Consider the following 19,490-nt stretch of genomic DNA (forward strand, 5'->3'; position numbering starts at 1 on the left):
AACCGACTAACTTACTCGCGGGTTATTCCAAAAAAATGCAAAAAACCCGCCCGGATCGCTGGTTTGGCTGCCTCATGGATTGAGCGTTAATTACACAACAACGGCTCTCGAGCAGTACCAAGGCACAACCAGCATCTGCGGCTGATTTACGGACGAATTATTTGGGACGGATGTCCCCCGCAGAGGTAACCATGTCCTTGCTTGAAGTCAAAAACTTGCGGATCGAGTACCCCTCCCGCTACGGGGTGCTTGCCGCGGTCAAGGATCTCTCTTTTTCTGTTGAAAAGGGCGAGATCGTCGGCGTCGTCGGTGAGTCCGGCGCTGGCAAATCCACTATCGGCAACGCCGTCATCGATCTGTTGAGCCCGCCCGGTCGCATCGCCCGTGGTGACATCTACCTCAACGGCGAGCTCATCTCCGGCAAGAGCCAGAATGAGATGCGGGCCATTCGCGGCTCGCGCATCGGTTTCATCTTCCAGGATCCCATGACCTCCCTCAACCCGCTGTTCACCGTGGAGCAGCAGCTGGTGGAGACCATCCTCGCCAACACCGACCTGTCCCGCGAGGCGGCCTTTGCCAAGGCCCTCGAGCTGATGGGGGCGGTGGGGATCCCGAACCCGGACGTGCGCATCAAGCAGTATCCTCACCAGTTCTCCGGTGGCATGCGCCAGCGGGTGGTGATCGCCATCGCCCTCTCCGGGGATCCCGAGCTCATCATCGCCGATGAGCCGACCACGGCGCTGGACGTCTCCATCCAGGATCAGATCCTCCAGCTCATCCGCAACCTGTGCAAAGAGCGCCAGGTAGGCTGTATGCTGGTGACCCATGACATGGGGGTGGTCTCCAACGTCACCGACAAGGTGGCGGTGATGTACCGCGGCGATCTGGTGGAGTTCGGCACCACGGAACAGGTGCTGGGCCGCCCCAATCACCCTTATACCCGCAGCCTCATCTCGGCGGTTCCCCGCTCGGATGTGAAGCTGGTGCGCTTCCCCCTGGTCTCCTATATCGAGGATGCCGGTGCGGCGGATACCAGCATCGATCTCAAGACCCACTGGCTCGGCCAGAGTCAGGACGAGCGCACCTATGAAGGCGCACTGCTGCGGGTGGAGAATGTGGATCTGAAGTTCGTCACCAAGGATTCCATCTTCCCGAGCCGCCGCCAGTACGTGCGCGCCTGCAACAACATCAGCTTCGAGATCTTCGAGGGTGAGACTTTCGGTCTGGTGGGGGAGTCGGGCTCCGGCAAATCCACCATCGCCCGTGCCATCACCGGGCTCTATCCGCCCGATACTGGCAAGATTGTCTTCGAGGGGATCGATCTCACCGCCCTGAAAGGGGAGCACGAGCGTCGCCCCCTGCGCCGCCAGATGCAGATGGTGTTCCAGAACCCGTACTCTTCGATGAACCCGCGCATGAAGGTGCGTGACATCATCGCCGAGCCGATCCGCTTCCACCGCCTCGCCGAGAGCGAGCGGCAGATAGAGCAGATCGTCGGGGACCTGCTGGATCACGTGGGCCTGGGCCGCGGCGCCGGGGTCAAGTATCCCCACGAGTTCTCCGGTGGCCAGCGCCAGCGCATCTCCATTGCCCGCGCCCTGGCGACTCGCCCGCGCTTCCTCATCTGCGACGAGCCCACCTCGGCGCTGGATGTCTCGGTGCAGGCCCAGATCCTCAACCTGCTCAAAGACTTGCAACAGGAGCTTGGGCTCACCATGCTGTTCATCAGTCACGATCTGCCGGTCATCCGCCAGATGTGCGACCGCATCGGTGTGATGCAGCACGGTCATCTGGTGGAAGTGGCCGAGACCGAGAAACTGTTCACCAATGCCGAGCATGAGTACAGCCGCAAGCTGATCTCCCTCATGCCGGAATTCAAGGGAATGTCCCGCGAGGGGCTGGAAATCGCAAGCTAGGAAAGCACCGGTTCGCCGGTTTGTCTGTCAATAAAAAGCCAAAAGCATGGAGAAAGACATGAAGAAAGGATTATCCAAGATCGCCATGGCGCTGTTCGCCGCTGGTCTCGCGTTCAACGTTTCTGCTGCCGACATCAAGGTCGCCGTCGCGTCCGACGCCACCTCTCTGGACCCGCAGGAGCAGCTCTCCGGTCAGACCCTGGAGATGTCTCACCTGGTGTTCGACCCCCTGATGCGTTACACCCAGGATCTGCAGTTCGAGCCGCGTCTGGCCGAGAAGTATGAGCGCATCGACGACAAGACCGTCCGTTTCCACCTGCGCAAGGGTGTGAAGTTCCACTCCGGCAACGACTTCACCGCCGATGACGTGGTATGGACCGTCAACCGTCTGAAGGCCTCCCCGGACTTCAAGGCGATCTTCGACCCCATCGCCGAAGCCAAGAAGGTGGATGATTTCACCGTGGATCTCGTCACCGCCAAGCCGTTCCCGCTGGTGCTGCAGACCGTCACCTACATCTTCCCGATGGACTCCAAGTTCTATAGCGGCAAGACCGAGGCGGGCAAGGACAAGGCCGAGATCGTGAAGAACGGTGACTCCTTCGCCTCCACCAATGTCTCCGGTACCGGTCCGTTCAGCGTCAAGTTCCGCGAGCAGGGCGTGAAGCTGGAATACGTGCGCAACGCCAACTACTGGGACAAGGCCTCCAAGGGCAACGTCGAGAACCTGACCGTAGTACCGATCAAGGAAGACGCCACCCGTGTTGCAGCCCTGCTGGGCGGCGACGTGGACATGATCTACCCGGTTGCCCCGAACGATCTGGAGCGCGTGAAGAACGGCAAGGATTCCCAGCTGGTCACCCTGTCCGGTACCCGTGCCATCATCATCGAGCTGAACCAGAACACCAACCCGGCGCTGAAAGACAAGCGCGTGCGTCAGGCGATCAACTACGCCATCAACCAGGTGGGCATCGTCGACAAGATCAACAAAGGCTTCGGTACCCCGGCCGGCCAGCTGAGCCCGAAAGGCTACGCAGGCTACAACGAGGCCCTCAAACCCCAGTATGATCTGGCCAAGGCCAAGGAGCTGATGAAGGAAGCCGGTTACGAGAAGGGCTTCAAGATGAGCTTTATCTCCCCGGCTGCCCGCTACGTCAACGACGTCAAGATTGCCCAGGCCGTCTCCGCCATGCTGTCCAAGATCAACATCAAGGTGGATCTGAAGACCATGCCGGTGGCCCAGTACTGGCCGGAGTTTGACAAGTGCGCCGCTGACATGCAGCTGATCGGCTGGCACTCCGACACCGAAGACAGTGCGAACTTCTTCGAGTTCCTGACCTTCACCAAGGATGCCAAGACCGGCATGGGTCAGTACAACTGCGGCGGTTATGCCAACGCGGAAGCTGACAAGATGGTGATGGAAGCCAACACCGAGACCGATCCTGCCAAGCGTGCCGCCATCCTGCAGAAGGTGGAAGCCATGCTGATCGACGACGCTGCCTATGTGCCGCTGCACTGGGAAGACCTGGCCTACGGTGCCAAGAAGAACGTCGACATCAAGCCGGTGGTCAACGTGATGAACTTCCCTTATCTGGGTGACCTGGTGGTCAACAAGTAAGCGAAGCGTTTAAGGAAGGACCCGGCGGGGCACCCATGGTTGCCCCGCCATTAACAGAAGCCTGTGCCAAGACACAGGCCACGTAGAAGGACAAGCATGTTTACATTCCTGCTGAAACGGTTCTATCAGGCCGTGATAGTGATGTTCGTCATCAGCCTGGTCGCCTTCTCCATCCAGGACAACCTGGGGGATCCGCTGCGCGAGCTGGTGGGACAATCCGTCTCCGAGTCCGTGCGCCAGGAGCTGCGCGACAAGATGGGACTCAATGATCCCTTCCTCGTGAAATACAGCCGCTTCTTGAAGAACGCGGTACACGGGGATCTGGGCACTTCCTATTTCTTCAAGCGACCAGCCCTCGAGGTTATCCTCGACAAGCTGGTGGCTACCCTTGAGCTGGTGTTTGCCGCCGCGCTCATCATCGTCGTGGTCTCCATTCCGCTGGGGGTTTATTCGGCGATAAGACCGCGCAGCATCCTCACCAAGGTCATCATGGCGGTGAGCAGCATCGGCATATCGATCCCGGTCTTCCTGACCGCCATCATGCTGATGTACCTCTTCTCCATCCAGCTGGGCTGGCTGCCGGCCTATGGCCGTGGCGAGACCTACAACCTGCTGGGCTGGGAGTCGGGCTTCTTCACCTGGGACGGTATCCTGCACCTGGTGCTGCCTGCGGTCTCCCTCTCCTCCATCATGCTGCCGCTGTTCATCCGGCTGGTGCGCTCGGAGATGCTGGAGCAGCTCTCCTCCGAGTACGTCAAGTTTGCCCGTGCCAAGGGGCTGGACAACAACAAGGTCTACTACCAGCACGCCCTGAAGAACACCATGCTGCCGGTCATCACGGTGGGCGGTGTGCAGATCGGGACCATGGTGGCCTACACCATCCTGACCGAGAGCGTGTTCCAGTGGCCGGGGACCGGCTTCCTCTTCCTTGAGGCGATCCACCGGGTCGATACGCCGCTGATCACCGCCTACGTCATCTTCGTCGGCCTCATTTTCGTGGTGACCAATACCCTGGTCGACCTGCTCTACGGGTTGATCAACCCGACCGTCAACCTGACCGCCAAGGGGTAAGCACATGAGTAACGCAGTGACTGCGAGCCCGAGTCGTTGGGCACGCTTCAAAAATTCCGACATCGTCTACTACTTCCTGCGGGACAAGGTAGCCATGTTCAGCTTTGCGGTGTTTGTGGTCTTCGTGCTGGCGGCTCTGCTGGCACCCTGGATCGCACCGCACAACGTCTATGACCAGACCAGCTTCGATCTGATGGATGCGGAGCTGCCCCCCTCCTGGCTGGAAGGGGGCGAGGCCCGCTTCTGGCTCGGGACCGACAACCAGGGACGCGACATCTGGAGCACCATCCTTTATGGCGCCCGCATCTCGCTGACCATTGGTCTGTTCGCGGTGGGGCTGCAGCTGGTGCTCGGTATCGTCATCGGTCTGATGGCCGGTTACTTTGGTGGTCGCATCGACAACCTGCTGATGCGCTTTGCCGATGTGCAGCTGTCGTTCTCCACCATGATGGTGGCGATCATCATCTCCGCCATCTTCCAGGCGACCTTTGGCTCCGAGTTCTACTCGAAGTTCGCCATCCTGATGCTGGTGGTGATCATCGGTATCGCCGAGTGGCCCCAGTATGCCCGGACGGTGCGCGCCTCCGTGCTAGCGGAGAAGAAGAAGGAGTATGTGGAAGCGGCTCAGGTGATGGGGTTCCGCGCCCCGCGCATCATGTTCCGCCACATTCTGCCGAACTGCCTGTCCCCCATCCTGGTCATCTCCACCGTGCAGGTGGCGAACGCCATCATGAGCGAGGCGGCCCTCTCCTTCCTGGGTCTGGGGATGCCCGTTGATCAACCGTCCCTGGGGTCGCTCATCAGCGTGGGCTTCAACTACATCTTCTCCGGATCCTGGTGGATCACCGCCTTCCCGGGCCTCTGCCTGGTGGTGCTGGTGCTGGTGATCAACCTGCTGGGTGACTGGCTGCGGGATGTGTTCAACCCGAAGATCTACAAGGGCTGATAAACCTCTCCACGAACTGGCTGCGAGGCCGTGATCAAGGTTCATGTGCTGCTCGCTTATGTGGAACCAAGGAGTGCTCACGTATGTCTCGGTTCCTGAGCGGCTTGTAACCTTGTTGACGGCCTTCTCGCGACAGTATGTGAACAGGGTTGGTCCGGCACAGTGAATAACAAAAAAGGGCGCCATCAGGCGCCCTTTTTTATTGCTTGCGATAACCCTTGTCAGGCCTGCAGCCAGCTCTCGATGCGGGTCTGAATGCCCACACTGTCCAGCCCCAGCAGGGCGTAGATCTCATCCTGGGTGCCCTGCTCGATGAAGCGATCCGGCAGGCCGAGGTTGAGCACCGGTTTGCACTGCTTGCTGCCCATCAGCAGTTCGTTCACCGCAGAGCCTGCACCGCCCATGATGGCGTTGTCCTCGAGGGTGACGAACTGATCGTGGGAGGCGGCCAGGGAGAGCACCAGCGCCTCGTCCATGGGTTTGACGAAGCGCATGTCCACCAGGGTGGCATCCAGCGCCTCGGCGGCTGCTCTGGCCTGTTGCAGCAGGGTGCCGAACGCCAGGATGGCGGTCCCCTTGCCCTCGCGAACGACACGTCCTTTGCCGAGGGGCAGGGCCTGCATCTCGCTCTCGGCCTGGATACCGGTGCCGCTGCCACGGGGGTAGCGCACCGCCGCTGGCCCGTTGCACAGATAGCCGGTGTAGAGCATCTGGCGGCACTCGTTCTCGTCGGACGGGGTCATCACCACCATGTTGGGCACGGTGCGCAGGAAGCTGATGTCGAACGCCCCCTGATGGGTCGGGCCGTCGGCCCCCACCAGACCGGCCCGGTCGATGGCGAAGAGCACCGGCAGGTTCTGCAGCGCCACGTCGTGGATAAGCTGGTCATAGGCCCGCTGCAGGAAGCTCGAATAGATGGCGACCACGGGTTTCTGGTCGGCGATGGCGAGACCGGCGGCGAAGGTGACCGCATGTTGCTCGGCGATGGCCACGTCGAAGTAGCGATCCGGATATTGCTGGCTGAATTTCACTAGACCGGAGCCTTCGCGCATGGCGGGGGTGATACCGACCACGCGCTCGTCCTTGGCGGCGATATCGCACAGCCACTGACCGAAGATGGCGGAGAAGGTGGGTTTGCCACCGGCGCTCTTGGGCAGGGCACAGTCATCCGGGTTGAATTTGGGGACGGCGTGATAGCCGATGGGATCTTTTTCCGCCGGCTCGTAGCCCTTGCCCTTCTTGGTCTTGACGTGCAGCAGCTGGGGACCCTTGAGATTGCGCATGTTGCGCAGGGTTTCGACCAGGGCGTGAATGTCGTGACCGTCGATGGGGCCGATGTAGTTGAAGCCGAACTCCTCGAACAGGGTGCCCGGTACCACCATGCCCTTGAGGTGCTCCTCGGCCCGCTTGGCGAGCTCCTTGACCGGCGGCAGCCCCGCCAGCACCTTCTTGCCCCCCTCGCGAATGGTGGTGTAGAGCTTGCCGGACATCAGCCTGGCGAGGTGATTGTTCAGGGCCCCCACGTTCTCGGAGATGGACATCTCGTTGTCGTTGAGCACCACCAGCATGTCCTTGTGGACATCGCCGGCGTGATTGAGGGCCTCGAAGGCCATGCCGGCGGTGATGGCGCCATCACCGATGACCGCGACCACCTTGCGGCCAAGCCCTTCGCTCTCGGCCGCCACCGCCATCCCGAGCGCCGCCCCGATGGAGGTACTGGAGTGGCCCACGCTGAGCACGTCGTACTCGCTCTCTTCCCGCCAGGGGAAGGGGTGCAGGCCATCTTTCTGGCGAATGGTGTGAATGCGCTCCCGTCGTCCGGTCAGGATCTTGTGGGGATAGGCCTGGTGGCCCACGTCCCACACCAGCCGATCGAAGGGGGTGTTGTAGACATAGTGCAGGGCAACCGTCAGCTCGACAGTGCCAAGGCCGGAGGCGAAGTGGCCGCTGGAGCGGCTCACCGAGCGCAGCAGATACTCGCGCAGCTCGTTGCACACCACGGGCAGCCGCTCGAAGGGGAGGGATCGCAAATCGACCGGCGTGTCCGCGAGGGCCAGGTTGGGGAAATCGCTAATATCAACGCTCATATTGTTACTGTTATCCAGCGTTTAGTGGGTTCGCTCGATGATGTAATCGGCAAACGCTTCCAGAATGTCGGTATTGTAGGGCAAGGATTGCAGGGCTGTTAAGGCCTTGTCATGCAGTTCGCGAGCCAGCTCACGGGCATTGTCGAGTCCAAGCAGGGCCGGATAGGTACTCTTTTCCAGCGCCAGATCCGAGCCTTGCGGCTTGCCCAGGGTGGTAGTATCGCCCGTGATGTCGAGGATGTCGTCCTGCACCTGGAAGGCGAGTCCGATGGCGGCGGCATAGGTTTGCAGGGCGGTGAGGGTGGCGGGTTCCACGTCAGCCTTGCACAGGGCGCCGAGGGTCACGGCGCACTCGATGAGGGCCCCGGTCTTGTGGCGGTGCACCTGCTCCAGCTCGGCGAGGCTGATCCGGCGCCCTTCGGCGTCCAGATCCAGCGCCTGACCGCCGCACATGCCGAGATAGCCGGACGCGCGGGCCAGGGCACTCAGCATCCGCACCCGGTTGGCCATCAATGTATCGGGCATGGGGTGGTCGGCCAGAATGGAAAACGCCAGGGTCTGCAGGGCATCGCCCGCTAGGACGGCTGTGCCTTCATCGAAGGCCTTGTGTACGGTGGGCTGACCACGACGCAGATCGTCGTCGTCCATGGCGGGCAGGTCGTCGTGCAGGAGGGAGTATGCGTGAATGCACTCCACGGCGGCGGCGGGGCCATCCAGCAGTTCGCTCTTGACGCCCAGCATCTCGCCGACGGCATAGACCAGGAAGGGGCGCACCCGTTTTCCACCGAGCAGCAGGCCGTATTTCATCGCGTCCCGCAGACGTGGCGCCATGGCGGGCAGGGCGTCAAGCTGTGCCGAGAGGCAGTCGTCGATGCGGCGCCGATGCAGGCGGGAGAAATCGTCCAGGGTCACTCACTCCTCTCCTTGTTCTGCTCGAAAGGGGACCGCTTGCTCGCTGCCATCGGCCTGGGTCAGGAGGATCTGGATCTTCTGTTCGGCCTGTTCCAGCTTCTGCTGGCCGGCACGCACCAGATGGATGCCCTGTTCGAATTGTTTGAGTGCCTCCTCGAGGGGGAGCGAGCCCTGTTCGAGTTGATGCACTATGGTTTCCAGCTCTTCCAGGGTGGCATCAAAACTCAGACGGTCGATTTTTTTACTGGCCATGTCCATCCTCGGGGATTGAAAAAAACGGCTCATCTTAACATCGACCGGCCACAGGGGGGAGGCAGAAAAACGCGGCGTCCTCAAACTATCCTGACCCTGGCCGATAAGAACGGGTATGCAACCACGCATTGCCGATCGGCGATTGCGGTGTACCGGGCTTGCTGCCGGGGACGCAATAGCAGAAAATTCAACGCAATATAATGAGACGGCACGTTCGGCGACAGGAGTAGGGATGTGGATTTAGGGAGTCTGATAGGCTTAGTGCTGGGGTTCGGGGTCGTGGTGTACGGCATGTTGCTGGGCGGCCCCATGAGCATGTATGTGGACATGCCATCGGTCTACATCACCATACTGGGGTCCGTGTTCATCTGCATGATGAAATTCAACCTCGGCCAGTTTCTGATGGCCTTCAAGGTCGCGGGCAAGGCCTTCATGTACAAGGGGGACAAGCTCGACGATCTCATCACCAAGGCGGTGGAACTGGCGGATGCGGCCCGCAAGGGGGGCTTTCTGGCCCTGGAGGCGGCGGAGATCCCCAATACCTTCATGAAGAAGGGCATCGACATGCTGGTGGACGGTCATGATGCCGACGTAGTGCGTGCGGTGATGGAGAAGGACATCGAACTGACGTCCGAGCGTCACGCCACAGCCATCAAGGTGTTCCGCTCCCTGGGGGATCTCGGCCCGGCCATGGGCATGATCGGTACCCTGGTGGGGTTGGTGGCCATGCTGGCCAACATGAGCGACCCCAAATCCATCGGGCCGGCCATGGCGGTGGCCTTGCTGACGACCCTGTATGGCGCCATCGAGGCCAACATGATTGCCATCCCCATCGCTGACAAGCTGGAACTGCGCAGTGGCGAGGAACAGTTGAGCCGCACCCTGATCCTCGACGCCATCATGGGGATCCAGGATGGACAGAACCCGAGGGTGATCCAGGCCATGTTGCAGAACTACCTGAATCAGTCCAAACGCAACAACGGGACCGAATAGGAGCGCACAGATGGCAAAGTGCAAGTGCCCGCCTCCCGGATTGCCCGGTTACATGGGAACCTTCGCGGATCTCATGTCTCTGCTGATGTGCTTCTTCGTGCTTTTGCTCTCCTTTGCCGAGATGGATGTGCAGAAGTTCAAGCAGATCGCCGGCTCCATGGAGAAGGCGTTCGGGGTACAGAACATCCTGGAGGTCAAGGATATCCCCAAGGGAACCTCGGTCATCGCCCAGGAGTTTCGTCCTGGTCGCCCCGAGCCGACGCCTATTGACACCATCATGCAGCAGACCATCGACATGACCCAGACCGAGCTGGATTTCCAGCCTGGGGATGCGGACAAGGCGGGTGGACATGACAAGACCGAAGGCCAGCAGAGCGGTGGCGATACCGCCCAGGAAGCCCAGAAGGCGCAGGAACAGTCCAACACTCTAGCCAAGGCTCTGGCGGAGCAGATGCAGGCCCAAATCCAGGATGGGGCCATCGAGATAGAGGCGCTGGGTCAGCAGATCATCATTCGCATTCGCGAGAAAGCGGCGTTCCCGGCGGGATCCGCCTTCCTGCAACCCCAGTTCTGGCCGGTGATCCGCAAGGTGGCTGCGCTGCTCAAGGATGTGCCGGGGGAGATCACCGTCTCCGGCCACACCGACAATGTGGCCACCGAGGACGAGTTGTTCCAGTCCAACTGGGAGCTTTCATCCCAGCGGGCGGTGGCGGTTGCCCACCAGATGATCAAGGTGCCCGGTTTTGACGGCAATCGTCTGGTGGTGCAAGGGATGGCGGATTCCCAGCCGCTGGTGCCCAACAACAGCCCAGAGAATCGGCGCATGAACCGACGTGTCGAGATCGCCATCATGCAGGGCAAACCGACGGTGTCGGCCCCGCTTGGCGTCTCGGAATCCAAGTAACGCTGGCCCAAAGCAGGATCCCGCTCGCAGGGGCTGACATGGATTTTGTGGCGGCTTCATATTAAGATGCCCCATCCGAACCGACAGCTGCGGCTCTCTTTTGATTGCCGCAGCTTCTCTTTATAAAGCAACCCAGGTTTCGACTATGAATCATACTCCGATGACTGTTCGCGGCGCTGAAAAGCTGCGTCAAGAGCTCGATTATCTCAAGACCGAGCTGCGTCCCCAGATTATCGAAGCGATTGCTGATGCCCGTGAACATGGCGATCTGAAAGAAAATGCCGAATACCATGCCGCCCGCGAGCAGCAGGGTTTCTGTGAAGGCCGCATTCAGGAAATCGAAGGCAAGCTCTCCAATGCCCAGATTATCGATGTCACCAAGATTGCCAACAATGGCCGTGTCATCTTCGGCGCAACCGTGACCCTGCTCAAAAGTGAAACGGAAGAGGAAGTGGTCTACCGCATCGTGGGAGACGACGAGGCGGACATCAAGCAGAACATGATTTCCGTGAACTCCCCCATTGCCCGCGCCCTGATCGGCAAGGAAGTGGATGACGTTGCCATCGTCAAGACGCCGGGTGGCGATGTGGAGTACGAGATCCTGGAAGTTGCCTATCTCTGATTGAACGTCGGGGAAAGAGACAGGGGAGCCGGGCTCCCCTGTTGTCTTTAGTCACCCTGATAGGCCTGGACGAAGGCGTCCTGGTGGCGCTGGAAGAGCCAGTCCCGCAATTGTTCCTGATCCTCCTTGCCCAGCCGGAACTGGACGGCCCAGTCATGGCGATGTGGATTGGCATCCACGTGCCTGACGAGGGTGCCTGTCATGGCCAAGGGAGGGAGATCCTCGATGCGAAGGTATCCGCCAAGTGGATCTCCCTTGGCAAAGGCGTCCGGCAAGCCGGCCACGATGAGACCTCCAAGGGAGAGGCTGTATACCTCGTACTCCGCGTCTTCGGTGCAAAGCACGGCCTTTTCGTCGAGTCGCCAGGCGCGCAGATGGGGCGAACCCAGCTCGGTAATGGTCGGCGCGGCGATGCGCAGCTCGGCGTGGCCCTCCTCTGCCTGGGTGCAGTGGAGCGGGAAACGCAATTGGTAGCCGGCGATGCGGGCTTCGAGTGTCAGGGGCTTGGCTCGCGGCAACAGGCTTTGGAGAGGAAGGGGCAGGGTGCCGCGCAGGTATTGGCTGGTGGCAATGTCTTCATCGTTTCCCAGGTCCCGCAGCATGGCCAGTTCTTCATCGGTGAGGAGCTGATGCTTGTCCATAGTGGGTGTCCACGGCTATTCATCGCAGGTTAAGGGCCTGGCAACTATTTTGGCAAGCGACTTGGGAAGAAGGGAAATGAAGGAAAGAGCGAATGCTCTTTCCTGTTACTTGCGCGGCAACTGGATCTTGGGCTCTTTGGCCTGACGGTAGATGGTCAGTACATGGCCCATGCTCTGTACCTTGATGGCGCCGGTCTCGCGAACGATGGCATCCATCACCAGCTGTTTCATCTCACGATCTTCAGACGCAACCTTAACCTTGATCAGCTCGTGGTGGTTCAGCGCCAGATCGATCTCGGCCAGCACCCCTTCGGTCAGACCGTGTTGTCCCAGCAGGACGACCGGCTTCAGACTGTGGGCCAGGCCCTTGAGATACTGTTTCTGTTTATTGTTGAGAATCATGGCAATTTCTTCATAAGTCAGGGTTGAAAGGGGCGTATTCTACCCCCACTTAGCCCTTAATACTAATAACCCTTGTGGTTTTTTAAAGTCGACAATCATGACCCAGAAAAAACGTTCCCCCAGTTCAACCCGCTGGTTAAAAGAACATTTCGACGACCAATACGTCAAGAAAGCCCAGAAGTTGGGACTGCGCTCTCGCGCCGTTTTCAAGATCGATGAGATCCAGGGCAAAGACCGGCTGCTCAAGCCGGGGATGACGGTAGTGGACCTGGGGGCTGCTCCCGGTGGCTGGTCCCAATTTGCCATCGACCAGGTTGGTGACAAGGGGCGCGTCATTGCGTGCGATATTTTGCCGATGGATTCCATTGCCGGTGTCGATTTCCTGCAAGGGGACTTTCGGGAGGAAACTGTACTCGGCGCCTTGCTGGAGCGAGTCGGCCCCGACAAGGTGGACGTCGTCATGTCCGACATGGCGCCCAACATGAGCGGCACCCAGCAGGTGGATCAGGCCCGTGCCATGTACCTGGTGGAACTGGCGCTGGACATGTGCAATCAGGTCCTGAGCAGTAATGGCAGTTTTGTAGTCAAGGTGTTCCAGGGGGAGGGGTTTGATGCCTATCTCAATGAAATACGTAGACTTTTCTCTGTCGTCAAGATTCGAAAACCAGACTCGTCCCGTGCCCGTTCACGAGAAGTCTACATTGTGGCTACCGGTTTTAAACTGTAGTACCCTAACCCTCATCGTTAACTGTCAGTCTGCGAGGTCATTGATTTGAGTGACATGGCGAAAAACCTAATCCTGTGGCTGGTCATCGCCGTCGTGCTGATGTCGGTGTTCAATAGCTTCAGCCCCAGCGATACCACCAGTCGCCAGCTGGACTATTCCAGCTTCGTGAAAGAAGTGACCCAGGAGCAGATCCGTGAAGTGCGGATGGATGGCAAGGTCATCAATGGCGTCAAGCGCACCGGTGAACGTTTCACCACCATCATTCCTGCGCCGGATCCCCAACTGCTCAACGACATGCTCAACCATAACGTCAAGGTGATGGGTGAGAAGCCGGAAGAACCGTCCCTGATCACGTCCATCTTCATCTCCTGGTTCCCGATGCTGTTGCTGATCGGTGTCTGGGTCTTCTTCATGCGTCAGATGCAGGGCGGTGGCGGCAAGGGCGCCATGTCGTTCGGCAAGAGCAAGGCTCGCCTGATGAGCGAAGATCAGATCAAGACTACCTTTGCCGACGTAGCAGGTTGTGACGAGGCAAAGGAAGAGGTCAAGGAGCTGGTCGACTATCTGCGTGACCCGACCAAATTCCAGAAGCTGGGTGGCAAGATCCCGACCGGCGTCCTGCTGGTAGGTCCTCCCGGTACCGGTAAGACCCTGCTGGCCAAAGCCATTGCAGGCGAGGCCAAGGTGCCGTTCTTTACCATTTCAGGTTCGGATTTCGTGGAAATGTTCGTGGGTGTCGGTGCCTCCCGGGTGCGTGACATGTTCGAACAGGCCAAGAAATCCTCCCCCTGCATCATCTTCATTGATGAGATCGATGCGGTCGGTCGCCAGCGTGGCGCCGGTCTGGGTGGTGGTCACGACGAACGTGAGCAGACCCTGAACCAGATGCTGGTTGAAATGGATGGTTTTGAAGGTAATGAGGGCATCATCGTCATCGCCGCCACCAACCGTCCCGACGTACTGGATCCTGCGCTGCTGCGTCCAGGTCGTTTCGACCGCCAGGTCGTGGTCGGCTTGCCGGATGTTCGCGGTCGTGAGCAGATCCTGAAAGTGCACATGCGCAAGGTACCGCTGGCGGATGACGTCAATCCGGCGCTGATTGCCCGTGGTACCCCTGGTTTCTCCGGTGCCGATCTGGCCAACCTGGTGAACGAGGCTGCCCTCTTCTCTGCTCGCGAGAGCCGCCGAGTGGTCTCCATGCTGGAGTTCGAAAAGGCGAAGGACAAGATCATGATGGGGGCGGAACGTCGCTCCATGGTGATGAAAGAGTCCGAGAAGGAGATGACGGCCTATCACGAAGCGGGTCACGCCATCATTGGTCGCGTGGTGCCGGATCATGACCCTGTCTACAAGGTCTCCATCATTCCGCGCGGCCGTGCGCTGGGTGTGACCATGTACTTGCCGGAGCAGGACCGCTGGAGCCACTCCAAGCAGCATCTGGAGTCCATGATCTCCAGCCTGTATGGCGGTCGTCTGGCGGAAGAGTTGATCTACGGTGCCGAGAAGGTATCGACCGGTGCATCCAACGACATCGAACGTGCCACCGACATCGCTCGCAAGATGGTCACCCAGTGGGGCATGTCCGAGCGTCTCGGCCCCATGCTTTACGCAGAAGAGGATGGTGAAGTCTTCCTCGGCCGCAGCATGGCCAAGGCCAAGCACATGTCTGACGATACCGCCCGCATCATCGATGCAGAGGTCAAGCAGGTCATCGATCGCAACTACGATCGTGCCAAGCAGATCCTGCTGGACAACATGGATGTGCTGCACACCATGAAAGATGCATTGATGAAGTACGAGACCATCGATGCCAAGCAGATCGATGATCTGATGGCGCGTCGCGAGGTCCGTGCTCCCAGCAACTGGCATGATGAGCATGGTGACACCCCGCAAGGTGGTGCCAGCGTGAACAACGGGCCGGAGGCCAAGGCGCCGGCTGAAGAGGGCAGTGCACCTCTGAGTGACATCGACAAGGCGAACGATGTCCCGGCCAAATAAGTTACTATGATACAAACCCCGGGCTTGCCCGGGGTTTTTCTTTGCACGAAGAGTTTGCCGCTCTTGTTGGAGGTAGTTAAAGCAATGCAGTTAATCAGCAAGGGACGTTCCCTTTCTCTCGACCGTCCCCATGTCATGGGCATTCTCAATGTGACGCCGGACTCCTTTTCAGATGGTGGCCGCTTCAAGCAGATCGATCTGGCGTTGGGTCATGCCCGCGACATGGTGGCCGATGGGGCCACCCTTATCGATATAGGCGGCGAGTCGACCCGCCCGGGCGCCCCCGACGTGAGCGAGCAGGAGGAGCTGGACAGGGTCATCCCCGTGGTGGAGCGCATGGTCTCCGAGCTGGATGTGATGATCTCCCTCGATACCTCCAAGGCGATTGTCATGCGGGAGGGTTGTGCTGCAGGTGGTCACCTCATCAATGATGTCCGCGCTCTGCAAGAGCCGGGAGCGCTGGGCGCGGCGGCCGAGGCTGGCGTACCGGTATGCCTCATGCACATGCAGGGGCAGCCCCGTACCATGCAGGTGGAGCCGCACTATGACGATTTGCTGGGGGAGGTGAGAGCCTTCTTTGACGAGCGGATTGCCGCTTGTCTGGGGGCTGGTATCCCGCGTGAGCATCTGGTACTGGATCCAGGCTATGGCTTTGGCAAGACGCTGGCGCACAACTATCAGCTGCTGGCACAGCAGGCGTCACTGCTCGATTACCAACTTCCGCTCTTGGTGGGCATGTCACGAAAGTCTATGATAGGCAACCTGCTTGACCGCCCGGTAGCCGAGCGGTTGGCTGGTAGTCTGGCCTGTGCCCTGATCGGGTTGCAACATGGCGCCAGGATCATCCGGGTGCACGACGTGCGGGCCACCATGGATGTCTTGCGTACAGGCTGGATGACCATGACGGGACAAGATTTCATATCCAAATAGAAAAACGAGAAACAGACAATGACCAGAAAGTACTTCGGCACCGACGGCGTGCGCGGCAAGGTGGGTGAATACCCGATCACCCCGGATTTCGTCATGAAACTCGGCTGGGCCGCCGGCAAGGTGCTCTCCAAGAAAGGGACCAAGAAGGTGCTGATCGGCAAGGATACCCGTATCTCCGGTTATATGCTGGAGTCGGCACTGGAGGCGGGGCTCTCCGCCGCCGGTCTCAAAGCCATACTGATGGGACCCATGCCCACCCCGGCGGTTGCCTACCTGACTCGCACCTTCCGTGCCGAAGCCGGCATCGTCATCAGTGCATCCCACAACCCCTATTACGACAACGGCATCAAGTTCTTCTCCGCCGACGGCACCAAGCTGCCCGATGATGTCGAGCTGGCCATCGAAGCCGAGCTCGACAACGAACTCAAGTGCGTGGAGTCCGCGGAGCTTGGCAAGGCGCAGCGCATCGATGATGCGGCTGGTCGCTACATCGAATTCTGCAAGAGCACCTTCCCCTCCAATCTGAGCCTGGAAGGGCTGAAAATGGTGGTGGATTGCGGTCATGGTGCCACCTACCACATCGCCCCTTCCGTCTTCCGCGAGCTGGGTGCCGAAGTCATCGCCATCGGCTGCAGCCCGGATGGGCTCAACATCAATGACGGCGTCGGTTCCACCGCACCGGAGGCGCTGGCCGCCAAGGTCCAGGAATGCAAGGCAGATCTCGGCGTCGCCTTCGACGGTGATGGCGACCGTCTGGTGATGGTGGACAGCACTGGTTACATCATCGACGGGGATGAGATCCTCTACATCATCGCCCGGGATGCCCTGCGCCATGGCCGCCTCAAGGGGGGTGTGGTGGGCACCCTGATGGCTAACATGGGGTTGGAGCTGGCACTTCAGACCCTGGGCATCCCCTTTGCCCGTGCCAAGGTGGGTGACCGCTACGTGCTTGAGATGATGAACGAGAAGGGCTGGCGCATCGGGGGCGAAAACTCCGGTCACATCATCTGCCTGGATCAGACCACCACGGGGGATGGTATCGTCGCCGCTCTGCAGGTGCTGACGGCCATGCGCAGTGCCGAGATGCCGCTGGCCACACTGCGTTCGGGCATGAGCAAGTTCCCGCAAGTGCTGGTCAATGTGCGCTTCGCCGAAGGCAAGGATCCGCTCACATCGGACGCCGTTCAGCAGGAAGTGGCGACAGTGGAGCAGGAACTGGCCGGCCGTGGCCGGGTGCTGCTGCGCAAATCCGGCACCGAGCCCCTGATCCGGGTCATGGTCGAAGGTGAACACGAACAGCAGGTGCGCGATATGGCAGAGCGCATCGCCAAACAGGTCGAATCGGCGTTTTAATGAACAACCAAGGCGGCTTTTTAGTCGCCTTGGTTGTATCTTGTTCAAACGATTCGAAAATTTGAAAATAGCACTTGTCAGCTGAGCATCCTCTGGATATTATCAGCCCCGCTTTCGCAAGGGAGTTGCCGATGGGACATCGCAAGCCGTTTGTAGCAGCCAACTGGAAGTTACACGGTAGTAGGTCGCAGTTAGAGCAGTTTACGAGTCAGTGCACAGAACGCATTGATGAAGACGTAGATGTGGTCTTGTGTCCATCCCATGTGCATCTCGGTTTCACGGCCGAACTGCTCGGTGAGCAGGGAAGAGTGAAGCTGGGGGCTCAGAACGTGAGTCAGCACAGACAGGGCGCTTATACGGGTGAAATCTCGTGTGAGATGCTGGTCGAGGCAGGTTGCCGATATGTACTTGTTGGCCACTCCGAGCGCAGGCGTCTCTTTGGTGAGACCAGTTTTATCGTCGCAGAGAAGTTTGCGGCAGTCAGAGCAGCAGGTCTGATACCCATACTTTGTTTGGGTGAGTCAGGAGCAGCGAGGCAGGCAAGAAGAACCTTCGAGGTGATTGCCGAGGAACTGGACATCGTCATAGAGAAAAATGGCGCGATGGCTTTGGATAATGCTATCATCGCCTACGAGCCAATCTGGGCTGTAGGTACAGGTAAATGCGCCACACCCGAGCAGGCACAAGAGGTTCATTCCTTTATTCGCGGTCGCTTGGCGGAGGATACTCCGGTAATAGGTGAGAAAGTCAGAATCATCTATGGTGGGAGCGTGACACCGGCCAATGCACAAGATTTGTTTGCGCAGCCCGATATTGATGGCGGTCTGATAGGCAGGGCAAGTCTTGATGGCGAGGCGTTTTTAGGAATAGTTGAAGCGGCAAAGGGTGCAAGTTAAATGTACGAGATTCTTTTGGTCGTTTATCTGCTGGTATCGCTGGCTCTGATTGGTCTGGTGATGATTCAGCAAGGTAAAGGGGCTGATATGGGCGCCTCATTCGGCGCAGGGGCATCGAACACAGTGTTCGGCTCCGGTGGTTCAGGCAGCTTCCTGACCCGCACAACAGCGATTTTGGCTACTCTGTTTTTCTTGATTAGTCTGGTTCTGGGTTCCATGTCCAGCAACAAGGTCAAGCAGGGTAGTGAATGGGAAAATCTGCAACAGACTCAACAAGTTGAGCAGAGCAAAGCGCCAGTGAAGAAAGATACTGACGTTCCCGAATAAGAGTTTTGCCGTGGTGGTGGAATTGGTAGACACGCTATCTTGAGGGGGTAGTGCTCTAGGGTGTGCGGGTTCGAGTCCCGCCCACGGCACCAATTAAGCAGTGAACCCGGGTAACCGGGATGTTATAGCCGCTGAGTCTTGTCTCACGAGAGTGAAGTGGCTATAATCTCGCACGATTTAGGACGCGGGGTGGAGCAGCATGGTAGCTCGTCGGGCTCATAACCCGAAGGTCGTCGGTTCAAATCCGGCCCCCGCAACCAAATTTCACGCATTTCCTACGCTCAGGAAGGCGGTCGCTGCGAGGCGACAATCAGGGTAAAGCGCCAAGCCCCGATTTGACATCGGGGCTTTTTTTTATGTGCAATTTACTCTGAATCTATTTCTATCTGGGCTATATGCCCTTTTTTCGTTTTTCGGAGGGTGACTTTGGCTACGTTGGAACAACGTTTGACCGATCTGCTCGAGGCTCCGGTCGTTGCCTTGGGTTTTGAACTGTGGGGTATCGAGTTTATCCGTGCGGGTAAGCACTCGACCTTGCGCGTTTTCATCGACTCGGAGCAAGGCGTGACGGTGGAAGACTGTGCCGAGGTGAGCCGCCAGGTCGGCGCCATCATGGATGTCGAAGATCCCATCACCGAGGAGTACTACCTTGAGGTGTCTTCCCCGGGTCTGGATCGTCCACTGTTCAAGGTCGCCCAGTTCGAAAAATACGTTGGCCAGGAGGCGGCGGTAACGCTTCGGATGGCAACAAACAACCGCCGCAAGTTCAAAGGCGTAATCAAAGCCGTGCAGGGGGACATGATCACTCTGACGGTAGATGGTAAGGACGAGGTGTTGGCTTTCACCAATATCCAAAAAGCGAACATAGTGCCGAACTTTGGTTAACGAGGCTATCGGA

General features: G+C 59.1%; 19 protein-coding genes and 2 tRNA genes. 16 read left to right on the forward strand and 5 right to left on the reverse strand.

The genetic code is table 11. The features are described from left to right. Window positions 1-191: 191 nt before the first annotated feature. From J9893_RS03355 to J9893_RS03370, 4 genes are all read left to right on the forward strand, one after another. Window positions 192-1,916: an ABC transporter ATP-binding protein gene (locus J9893_RS03355; protein ID WP_010675387.1), complete on the forward strand. Its 1,725-nt coding sequence runs from the start codon at window positions 192-194 to the stop codon at window positions 1,914-1,916. Window positions 1,917-1,974: 58 nt separating this feature from the next. Then, window positions 1,975-3,531, forward strand: a complete 1,557-nt coding sequence (locus J9893_RS03360; protein ID WP_010675386.1) for an ABC transporter substrate-binding protein — start codon at window positions 1,975-1,977, stop codon at window positions 3,529-3,531. A 96-nt stretch (window positions 3,532-3,627) separates the two neighbouring features. Next, the gene (locus J9893_RS03365; protein ID WP_039040297.1) at window positions 3,628-4,602 is read left to right on the forward strand and encodes an ABC transporter permease; all 975 of its coding nucleotides are present in this window, start codon (window positions 3,628-3,630) and stop codon (window positions 4,600-4,602) included. 4 nt (window positions 4,603-4,606) lie between these two features. Further along, a complete protein-coding gene (locus J9893_RS03370) occupies window positions 4,607-5,548 on the forward strand; it encodes an ABC transporter permease (protein WP_043153239.1) in 942 nt (313 codons plus the stop codon). A gap of 221 nt (window positions 5,549-5,769) precedes the next feature. On the opposite strand, the gene dxs is transcribed toward J9893_RS03370, so the two are convergent. Genes dxs through xseB form a run of 3 tightly spaced genes read right to left on the reverse strand, consistent with a single transcriptional unit; the run spans window position 5,770 to window position 8,799 of the window. Further along, a complete protein-coding gene (gene dxs / locus J9893_RS03375) occupies window positions 5,770-7,635 on the reverse strand; it encodes a 1-deoxy-D-xylulose-5-phosphate synthase (protein WP_143237162.1) in 1,866 nt (621 codons plus the stop codon). Window positions 7,636-7,656: 21 nt separating this feature from the next. Beyond that, complete coding sequence (gene ispA / locus J9893_RS03380) at window positions 7,657-8,547, reverse strand: (2E,6E)-farnesyl diphosphate synthase (protein ID WP_143237163.1); 891 nt, start codon at window positions 8,545-8,547, stop codon at window positions 7,657-7,659. Next, a complete protein-coding gene (gene xseB / locus J9893_RS03385; protein WP_010675381.1) occupies window positions 8,548-8,799 on the reverse strand; it encodes an exodeoxyribonuclease VII small subunit in 252 nt (83 codons plus the stop codon). Between the two features lie 234 nt (window positions 8,800-9,033). On the opposite strand from xseB, the gene pomA reads away from it, so the two are divergent. The 3 genes from pomA (at window position 9,034) to greA (ending at window position 11,318) form a co-directional block, all read left to right on the forward strand. Next, window positions 9,034-9,792 carry a flagellar motor protein PomA gene (gene pomA, locus J9893_RS03390; protein WP_029314770.1) on the forward strand — a complete coding sequence of 253 codons (759 nt, stop codon included), beginning with the start codon at window positions 9,034-9,036 and terminating at the stop codon, window positions 9,790-9,792. 10 nt (window positions 9,793-9,802) lie between these two features. After that, window positions 9,803-10,696, forward strand: a complete 894-nt coding sequence (locus J9893_RS03395) for a flagellar motor protein MotB (protein WP_042878323.1) — start codon at window positions 9,803-9,805, stop codon at window positions 10,694-10,696. A gap of 145 nt (window positions 10,697-10,841) precedes the next feature. Next, complete coding sequence (greA, locus tag J9893_RS03400) at window positions 10,842-11,318, forward strand: transcription elongation factor GreA (protein ID WP_010675378.1); 477 nt, start codon at window positions 10,842-10,844, stop codon at window positions 11,316-11,318. Between the two features lie 47 nt (window positions 11,319-11,365). Here greA and J9893_RS03405 read toward each other — a convergent pair whose 3' ends face one another. After that, window positions 11,366-11,959, reverse strand: coding sequence for a PilZ domain-containing protein (locus tag J9893_RS03405; RefSeq protein WP_143237164.1), 594 nt, complete (start codon window positions 11,957-11,959; stop codon window positions 11,366-11,368). A gap of 105 nt (window positions 11,960-12,064) precedes the next feature. After that, window positions 12,065-12,361, reverse strand: coding sequence for a ribosome assembly RNA-binding protein YhbY (gene yhbY / locus J9893_RS03410; RefSeq protein WP_010675376.1), 297 nt, complete (start codon window positions 12,359-12,361; stop codon window positions 12,065-12,067). A gap of 97 nt (window positions 12,362-12,458) precedes the next feature. On the opposite strand from yhbY, the gene rlmE reads away from it, so the two are divergent. The 9 genes from rlmE to rimP all read left to right on the forward strand — a co-directional run bounded on the left by rlmE (window position 12,459) and on the right by rimP (window position 19,477). Further along, on the forward strand, window positions 12,459-13,088 hold the full coding sequence (rlmE, locus tag J9893_RS03415; RefSeq protein WP_010675375.1) for a 23S rRNA (uridine(2552)-2'-O)-methyltransferase RlmE: 630 nt from the start codon (window positions 12,459-12,461) through the stop codon (window positions 13,086-13,088). A gap of 45 nt (window positions 13,089-13,133) precedes the next feature. Further along, the gene (ftsH, locus tag J9893_RS03420; protein WP_041212504.1) at window positions 13,134-15,086 is read left to right on the forward strand and encodes an ATP-dependent zinc metalloprotease FtsH; all 1,953 of its coding nucleotides are present in this window, start codon (window positions 13,134-13,136) and stop codon (window positions 15,084-15,086) included. 84 nt (window positions 15,087-15,170) lie between these two features. Continuing rightward, complete coding sequence (folP, locus tag J9893_RS03425; RefSeq protein ID WP_128313236.1) at window positions 15,171-16,016, forward strand: dihydropteroate synthase; 846 nt, start codon at window positions 15,171-15,173, stop codon at window positions 16,014-16,016. Between the two features lie 18 nt (window positions 16,017-16,034). After that, window positions 16,035-17,369: a phosphoglucosamine mutase gene (gene glmM / locus J9893_RS03430; RefSeq protein WP_201984951.1), complete on the forward strand. Its 1,335-nt coding sequence runs from the start codon at window positions 16,035-16,037 to the stop codon at window positions 17,367-17,369. A gap of 131 nt (window positions 17,370-17,500) precedes the next feature. After that, window positions 17,501-18,265 carry a triose-phosphate isomerase gene (tpiA, locus tag J9893_RS03435; protein WP_143237166.1) on the forward strand — a complete coding sequence of 255 codons (765 nt, stop codon included), beginning with the start codon at window positions 17,501-17,503 and terminating at the stop codon, window positions 18,263-18,265. Next, the gene (secG, locus tag J9893_RS03440) at window positions 18,266-18,592 is read left to right on the forward strand and encodes a preprotein translocase subunit SecG (RefSeq protein ID WP_010633113.1); all 327 of its coding nucleotides are present in this window, start codon (window positions 18,266-18,268) and stop codon (window positions 18,590-18,592) included. 7 nt (window positions 18,593-18,599) lie between these two features. After that, window positions 18,600-18,684, forward strand: a tRNA-Leu gene (locus J9893_RS03445). Window positions 18,685-18,775: 91 nt separating this feature from the next. Continuing rightward, window positions 18,776-18,852: transfer RNA gene (locus J9893_RS03450), tRNA-Met, on the forward strand. A 166-nt stretch (window positions 18,853-19,018) separates the two neighbouring features. Next, a complete protein-coding gene (gene rimP / locus J9893_RS03455) occupies window positions 19,019-19,477 on the forward strand; it encodes a ribosome maturation factor RimP (RefSeq protein WP_010675370.1) in 459 nt (152 codons plus the stop codon). The last annotated feature ends 13 nt before the right edge of the window (window positions 19,478-19,490 follow it).

Origin of the sequence: Aeromonas sp. MaB10011B (assembly GCF_017939325.1) — a bacterium.
In the GTDB taxonomy this organism is placed as follows: Bacteria; Pseudomonadota; Gammaproteobacteria; order Enterobacterales; family Aeromonadaceae; genus Aeromonas; species Aeromonas caviae.

Coding starts and splice junctions, on each gene's coding strand:
- J9893_RS03355 (WP_010675387.1), top strand. CDS start 192: ATGTCCTTGCTTGAAGTCAAAAACTTGCGGATCGAGTACCCCTCCCGC.
- J9893_RS03360 (WP_010675386.1), top strand. CDS start 1,975: ATGAAGAAAGGATTATCCAAGATCGCCATGGCGCTGTTCGCCGCTGGT.
- J9893_RS03365 (WP_039040297.1), top strand. CDS start 3,628: ATGTTTACATTCCTGCTGAAACGGTTCTATCAGGCCGTGATAGTGATG.
- J9893_RS03370 (WP_043153239.1), top strand. CDS start 4,607: ATGAGTAACGCAGTGACTGCGAGCCCGAGTCGTTGGGCACGCTTCAAA.
- dxs (WP_143237162.1), bottom strand. CDS start 7,635: ATGAGCGTTGATATTAGCGATTTCCCCAACCTGGCCCTCGCGGACACG.
- xseB (WP_010675381.1), bottom strand. CDS start 8,799: ATGGCCAGTAAAAAAATCGACCGTCTGAGTTTTGATGCCACCCTGGAA.
- J9893_RS03395 (WP_042878323.1), top strand. CDS start 9,803: ATGGCAAAGTGCAAGTGCCCGCCTCCCGGATTGCCCGGTTACATGGGA.
- greA (WP_010675378.1), top strand. CDS start 10,842: ATGAATCATACTCCGATGACTGTTCGCGGCGCTGAAAAGCTGCGTCAA.
- J9893_RS03405 (WP_143237164.1), bottom strand. CDS start 11,959: ATGGACAAGCATCAGCTCCTCACCGATGAAGAACTGGCCATGCTGCGG.
- yhbY (WP_010675376.1), bottom strand. CDS start 12,361: ATGATTCTCAACAATAAACAGAAACAGTATCTCAAGGGCCTGGCCCAC.
- rlmE (WP_010675375.1), top strand. CDS start 12,459: ATGACCCAGAAAAAACGTTCCCCCAGTTCAACCCGCTGGTTAAAAGAA.
- folP (WP_128313236.1), top strand. CDS start 15,171: ATGCAGTTAATCAGCAAGGGACGTTCCCTTTCTCTCGACCGTCCCCAT.
- glmM (WP_201984951.1), top strand. CDS start 16,035: ATGACCAGAAAGTACTTCGGCACCGACGGCGTGCGCGGCAAGGTGGGT.
- tpiA (WP_143237166.1), top strand. CDS start 17,501: ATGGGACATCGCAAGCCGTTTGTAGCAGCCAACTGGAAGTTACACGGT.
- secG (WP_010633113.1), top strand. CDS start 18,266: ATGTACGAGATTCTTTTGGTCGTTTATCTGCTGGTATCGCTGGCTCTG.